We start from the raw sequence: 6,336 nt of genomic DNA, 5'->3' as shown, positions 1-6,336 counted from the left end.
GATCGAGGTCCAGACCGGCTCCTATCTCGGGGAAGACGACATCATCCGGATTGAAGACGACTATCAAAGGTCGTAACCAGCAAGCTCCGAAGCACGCGATCCGGGCCGAAAGAGTGGTCTCTTTCAGAGGCTTAGGGCCCGGAGAACGTGTAACTTTTTGAATCAAATCGTGTCCGGCCCGTCAGGGCGGCATTCGCCACAAATGTGGCGACCGTGCTAGAAGCGGCCGGGGATTTGCGTTGAATCGGGGTTTGCTCAGATGAGTTCCAAAGGGTCTGTACCGGCAAAGGTCGGCTTGCGCGTCGGCGTCATTGGCGCGGGCGTGATGGGCAGCAACCATGCGCGCGTGCTCAGCGGTCTGCCCGGCATCACCCTCGTCGGCGTCGTCGATCCTTCGCCGGCACATCGCACCCGCGCGATGGAGCTTGCCAATTGCGCCAGCTTCGAGACCATCGACCAGCTCTTCGCCGAAGGCGTCGATGCCGTCACCATCGCGGCGCCGACCCATCTGCATCACGAGGTCTCGCTCGCCTGCATCGCCAAGAACATCCACGTGCTGGTCGAGAAGCCGATCGCGTCCACGGTCGCAGAGGGCCGCGAGATCGTCACGGCTGCGCAAAAGGCCGGCGTGACGCTGATGGTCGGCCATGTCGAGCGCTTCAATCCGGCGGTTGCCGCCGTCAAGCAGGCGATCGCGGGTGAGGATATCCTCTCCATCGCGATCACGCGCGTTGGCCCGTTCCCGCCGCGCATGTCCAATGTCGGCGTCGTCATCGATCTGGCCGTGCACGACATCGATTTGATCCGCTGGTTCACCGAATCCGACATCGTCGAGGTGCAGCCGCAATTGTCGAGCGCGGTCGCCGAACGCGAGGACATCGCGCTGTTGCAGTTCCGCACCGCCAACGGCGTGCTCGCGCACATCAACACCAACTGGCTGACGCCGTTCAAGGCGCGCAGCGTCACGGTCGCGACCCGCGGCAAATACGTGATGGGCGATCTCCTGACGCGTCAGGTCACCGAATGCTTCGGCTTCAAGCCGGACGGCAGCTATTCGATGCGGCATCTGCCGGTCGGCCATGACGAGCCGCTCCGCGCCGAGCTGATCGCGTTCCTCAAGGCCGTGCGCAACGGCGAGGCGCCGGCGGTCACCGGTGACGAAGGCGTCGCCAGCCTCGAGATCGCGACGCAGTGCCTGGAAACGCCGTCCCGCCCCGCAGCCACCTCGCCCGCCCGCAAGGGTCCGCGCCGCGTCGCGGGCTGATCTCTATCCATGTCGACCGCTCAAGAAGCGCAAGGAAATCGGCAAGCCGCCATGAACCAGCATCTGCGTCCCGAACCCATTCCCTTCATCGACGTCGGCTCGCAGCGCCGCCGGCTCGGCGACGCGCTCGATGCCGCGGTCAAGCGCGTGCTCGACCATTGCCAGTTCGTCAACGGCCCCGAGGTCGCCGAACTCGAGAAGCAGCTCGCGGCCTATACCGGCGCCAAGCACGTGATCGGCTGCGCCAGCGGCACCGACGCGATTCTGATGGTCATGATGGCGAAGAATGTCGGCCCCGGCGATGCCGTGCTGTGTCCGTCCTTCACCTTTATCGCGACCGCGTCGCCGGTGGCGCGGACCGGCGCGATGCCTGTTTATGTCGACGTCGACGAAGCGACCTTCAACATGAGCCCGGAGTCGCTGAAGCGCGGCATCGCGACCGCCCGCAAGGCCGGCCTCAAGCCCGTCGCGGTCATTCCGGTCGATTTGTTCGGGCAGCCGGCCGACCACGATTCCATCGCGGAGATCGCCAGGGCCGAAGGCCTGTTCGTGCTCGACGACGCAGCGCAGGGGTTTGGCGCGAGCTACAAGGGTCGCAAGCTCGGCACCTTCGGGCTCGCCACCGCGACCAGCTTCTTCCCCGCCAAACCGCTCGGCTGCTTCGGCGACGGCGGCGCGATCTTCACCGATGACGACGAGCTTGCGGCGACGCTGCGCAGCATCCGCGTGCACGGGCAGGGCGTCGACAAATACGACAACGTCCGCCTCGGCCTGACCGGCCGGCTCGACACCATGCAGGCCGCGATCCTGATCGAGAAGCTGAAGATCTTCGACGACGAGATCGCCGCCCGCAACAAGGTCGCCGAGCGCTATGCGCGAGGACTGAGCAATGTCGTGACCGTGCCGCGGCTTGCCGCCGGCAACACTTCGGTCTGGGCGCAGTACACGATCCGCCTGCCTGAAGGCACCGACCGCGACGGGTTCGCTGCCGCGCTGAAGGCCCAGGGCGTTCCGACCGCGATCTATTACGGCAAGTCGATGCATCAGCAGACCGCCTACAAGCAGTATCCGGTCGCCGACGGCGGCCTGCCGGGCTGCGAGAGCCTGTCGCAGGACGTCATCAGCCTGCCGATGCACCCGTATTTGAGCGAGGCCGACCAGGAGCGAATCATCGCCGCCGTCCGCGGCGCGCTTGCGGGCTGAGGCTTACCTCTCCCGCTTGCGGGAGAGGTCGTCGCGCGAAGCGCGGCGGGTGAGGGCTCTTTCCTCTGGGAGAATGTCCCGTTGCGGAGACACCCTCTCCCCAACCCTCCTCCGCAGGCGGGGGAGGGCGTGTATCTATGCTGCGGCTTGCACCTAGACCTTCTCTCGCCATGCTCTAAAACAGACGGATGCTCGGACGCATCTTCACGGTCGGTGGTTACACGCTGCTCTCGCGGCTGACGGGATTTGCCCGCGACATCATGCTCGCGGCGATCCTCGGCGCCGGCCCCGTGGCCGATGCCTTTTTCGTGGCGCTGCGGCTGCCCAATCATTTCCGCGCGATCTTTGCCGAAGGCGCCTTCAATGCCGCCTGGGTGCCGGCCTATGCGCATGTCCATGGCGAGCGCGGGGAGGGGGCGGCACGGCTGTTCGCCGACCGCATCTTCACGCTGCTGCTGGCCTCGCAAATGGTGCTGCTGATCGTGGCCTGGCTGTTCATGCCGCAGGCCATGAGCATTTTGGCGCCGGGGTTTTCCGAGGATGCCGAGCAGCGCAGGCTCGCGATCGAGCTGACCCGGATCACCTTTCCCTATCTGCTGCTGATCACGCTGGTGACGCTTTACGGCGGCATGCTCAACGTGATGCAGCGTTTTGCCAGCGCCGCGGCCGCCTCGATCTTTCTCAACATCTCGATGATGATGACGCTGGCGCTCGCCGCCTGGTTTCCCAGTGCGGGGCATGCCGCAGCCTGGGGCGTCCTGATCTCGGGCTTCCTGCAATATGTCCTGCTCGCGGGCGATCTCGCTCGCCATGGTGGCCTGCCGCGCTTTGCGCCGCTCAGGCTCGATGAAGATGTCCGCGCCTTCTTCAAAGCGTTAGGACCCGCCACGCTGGGCTCGATGGGTACGCAGGTCGCGCTGTTCGCCGACACCATCATCGCGACCTTCCTGCCGGCCGGCGCGCTGTCGGCGCTGTACTATGCCGACCGTCTCAATCAATTGCCGATCGGGGTCATCGGGATCGCCATCGGCACGGTGCTGCTGCCGGAAATGTCGCGCCGGATCACGGCCAATGACCATGACGGTGCGATGAAGGCGCAGCGCCGCGCGTTCGATTTCACGCTGCTGTTCTCGATCCCGTTCGTCGCGGCCTTCATCACCGTCCCCGAGGCGATCATGCGTGCGCTGTTTGCCCGCGGCGCGTTCTCCAAGGCCGATGCCGCCGCCGCCGGCGCGACGCTCGCGGCCTATGCCATCGGCTTGATCCCGTTCGTGCTGATCCGCAGCGCGGTCGCGACCTTCTATGCCCGCAAGGACACGGCGACGCCGGTGCGGGCGTCGCTGACCGGCATCGCCGTCAACGTTGCGCTGAAGGTCGCCTTGATGGGATCGCTCGCCCAGATCGGCCTGGCGCTGGCGACCGCCGTCGGCGTGTGGACCAACCTGCTGCTGGTGCTGTTCTTCGCGGTGCGGCGAGGCTTTCTCGTGCCGGACCGGGCCTGGCTGTTGTCGCTCGCCAAATTCCTGCTGACCGGGATCATCCTGGCGGCAGCCTTCTGGCTCATCGCGCGCTTTGGCGGTCCTTCGTTGGGCGCGACGCCCTTCCGGGACGAATTGACGCTGCTTCTGCTGGCCGTCGGGGGCACGATCGTCTATGCGCTCGCCATCCTCGCCCTGTTCGGCCGCCGCTGGCTGGTCTCGCTGGTGCGGGGCTAGCTTTTTCATATTTTCAACGCATTGACGGCTCGACCTTGTCGGCATGGGCCAGTCTCGATCGTCCTTGGATCGACACATCTCGGAAGTGCGGCGGATGGACCCCGCACAATTGACGTGATGCCGTCACCTTGAGCCGGCAAAAATCGAACCAGGAGCACTGTTTATGAGGATCACCGTCGAAACCAACGTAGCAGCCCCCATCGATCAGGTCTGGCGCGCCTATACGACGCCGGCCGACATCATGAAGTGGAACGCCGCGTCCGACGATTGGCATACGACCAAGGCGACCGTCGACCTGCGAGAAGGCGGTACCTTCTCATCTCGCATGGAGGCCAAGGACGGCAGCATGGGCTTTGACTTCGCCGGCATCTACACGAAGATCGTCGAGCACAAGCGGATCGAATACGCGTTCGGCGAGCGAAAAGCCGAAGTCGAGTTTGTGCCCGGCCCGAAGGGCATTGTCGTCCGCGTTGTCTTCGATGGCGAATCGACGCATTCGGTCGAGCAGCAGCAGGGCGGTTGGCAGGCAATCCTCGACAACTTCGCACGACACGTGGAAGCTCAGCAGAAGAAGGCGTGAAGGCGTTCAGGGGAAGAGAGCGCCGGAACTAGGGGCTCGCCCCCAGGATGTAACTGACGTTCGCACATCTCTTGATTTTGCGCGATTGCCGTGGTACTGACGTCTCATGATCAAATCGTCGCGCAAAATCAACTCCATGCACATGACCCGCTTCGGCTGGGCCGTGGGAGGAGTCGTGCGCTAGAATTCGACGACGACATCTTTCCACCAGGCCCCGCCGGCATCGGACGGGGCCTTTTATTTGGTCACGCTTCCTGCCGGCACAACAGCAGGAGCATCCGATGCCACCCCAACAGACGGACATCACATCCGAGGCCGAGGGGCTCCCCGTCGAACTTGTATCGACGTGGAGCATCCCAGGCTTGCTCGCGCGATACTGGCGTGCGCTCCAAGACTGGCGCTGGCGGGAGGGCCCACAAATCGCCTTGCAGGACCTGAGTGACAGGGAGTTGATGGATATCGGCCTGACGCGTGGCGAGATTGACTACCTCACACCGGAACGCGCTATCGACAGGCTGAGAGATCGCGCCACGGCTCTATGGAGCCGAGCGGGGATGTAAATGATCAAACGTACGGTTTTTCAAGCATGATTCCGTTTCTTGAGCGACTCGATCACGCAAGCAAAGTGCTTGTTGCTGGCTGTGGCGGCGGCTTCGACGTTTTCGCCGGGGTTCCGCTCGCCCAGCATCTGACGGCGCAGGGTAAGCAGGTGGTGTTCGCCAGCTTCTCCTTCACGAATTTGTGGCTGTGCGGCGGTGAGCGTATCGGGGAGACGATTTGGCGCGTCGATCAGCGCGCCGCCGAGATTCCGTACTTTCCGGAGAAGTGGTTGGCTGAATGGCTCGGCCGCCGCGAGCAGCTCGTGCCGATCTACGCTTTTGCCAAGAGCGGCGTTCGTCCGCTCGCAGCTGCGTATCGCGCGATTATCGACCGCCACGACATCGACATGGTCGTCCTGGTCGATGGCGGAACGGACAGTCTCGTGTTCGGCGACGAGCCCGGCGTCGGCAGCGTCGTCGAGGACGCGGTCTCGCTCATCGCCGCCGATCAGGCCGCGGGCGAACGCGTGCTGCTCGCTGCGATCGGCTTCGGCGTGGATCACTATCACGGTGTCTCGCATCATGCGTTCCTGGAGAACACGACCCGGCTGATTCGCGATGGTGGGTTTCTCGGCATGTTTTCGCTGTCGCAGGGCAGTAAGGAGGCCGATGCATTCCTCGATCTGGTTGACTACGCCAACCAGCGTCAGCCCCAGCACCCGAGCATCGTCTGCAATTCGATCGCGAGTGCACTGCGGGGTGAGTTCGGCAACTATCATGCCACCAACCGGACCAGTGGGAACGAGCTGTTCATCAACCCGCTGATGACGCAATACTGGACGTTTCAATCCTCAGCGGTGGTTCGCCGCATGGCCTATGCGAGCCAATTGGCCGCGACCGAGCGTGCCGAGGACGCCCGCAGGATCATCGATCTTCACAGGGAGACGAGTGAGCTGCGGCCTTTCCGTCGTATCCCGCTCTGAAACACAAGGGTGCCGGACAATTTTTCGCGGACTGCGTCCAGCTAAACCCGTT

5 protein-coding genes are annotated in these 6,336 nt (G+C 64.0%); all 5 read left to right on the top strand.

Annotation, left to right across the window (positions count from 1 at the left end; genetic code table 11):
- The first annotated feature begins 259 nt into the window (after window positions 1-259).
- Window positions 260-1,264 (top strand): Gfo/Idh/MocA family oxidoreductase, encoded by a 1,005-nt coding sequence (locus tag IVB31_RS33465; protein WP_247332633.1) that lies wholly within the window; start codon window positions 260-262, stop codon window positions 1,262-1,264.
- 51 nt (window positions 1,265-1,315) lie between these two features.
- The gene (locus IVB31_RS33460; RefSeq protein WP_247332629.1) at window positions 1,316-2,467 is read left to right on the top strand and encodes a DegT/DnrJ/EryC1/StrS family aminotransferase; all 1,152 of its coding nucleotides are present in this window, start codon (window positions 1,316-1,318) and stop codon (window positions 2,465-2,467) included.
- 188 nt (window positions 2,468-2,655) lie between these two features.
- On the top strand, window positions 2,656-4,182 hold the full coding sequence (gene murJ / locus IVB31_RS33455) for a murein biosynthesis integral membrane protein MurJ (protein WP_247332626.1): 1,527 nt from the start codon (window positions 2,656-2,658) through the stop codon (window positions 4,180-4,182).
- Window positions 4,183-4,345: 163 nt separating this feature from the next.
- On the top strand, window positions 4,346-4,762 hold the full coding sequence (locus IVB31_RS33450) for an SRPBCC family protein (RefSeq protein WP_247332624.1): 417 nt from the start codon (window positions 4,346-4,348) through the stop codon (window positions 4,760-4,762).
- A 538-nt stretch (window positions 4,763-5,300) separates the two neighbouring features.
- A complete protein-coding gene (locus IVB31_RS33445) occupies window positions 5,301-6,284 on the top strand; it encodes a DUF1152 domain-containing protein (protein WP_247332622.1) in 984 nt (327 codons plus the stop codon).
- The last annotated feature ends 52 nt before the right edge of the window (window positions 6,285-6,336 follow it).

Source organism: Bradyrhizobium sp. 21, assembly GCF_023073335.1.
Classification (GTDB): Bacteria; Pseudomonadota; Alphaproteobacteria; order Rhizobiales; family Xanthobacteraceae; genus Bradyrhizobium.
This window is presented reverse-complemented; position numbering and strand designations above follow the sequence as displayed.